The following is a 278-nucleotide window of genomic DNA, read 5'->3' as shown; positions in this document are numbered from 1 at the left end:
CGGACCCATGCTCCTTTTGATGCTGCCGCTGCCATCACTTGGACAGATGTCTCCGTCTCCATGCTCACCGCTGTCACCGTCACCATTGTCCCCCACGCCTTTCTCGCCATCCCATTTTTCGCCATCACCACTCTCTCCTGTGTCAGCAGATTGCTATCCCGGCAGCCCTGTGCGCAGCTCGTTGCGCACCAACAGTGGTGGTGATGCTTCTGAAGCAGGAGACATAGCCAGTCCAGCAAGCAACAGTCGCAGCTCCAAAGGGCCAATCTCAAAGCTCC

General features: G+C 57.6%; 1 protein-coding gene. It reads left to right on the top strand.

All coding sequences use genetic code 11. The annotated features are described in order from the left end of the window. The coding region (locus tag ACYQ78_RS39520) for a hypothetical protein (RefSeq protein WP_459806127.1) at window positions 1–204 on the top strand (204 nt) is incomplete at its 5' end. Window positions 205–278 lie beyond the last annotated feature (74 nt).

It is taken from the genome of Herbidospora sp. RD11066 (genome assembly GCF_054661255.1).
The sequence above is the reverse complement of the archived record's forward strand: the minus strand, read 5'-3'. Positions and strand labels throughout refer to the sequence as shown.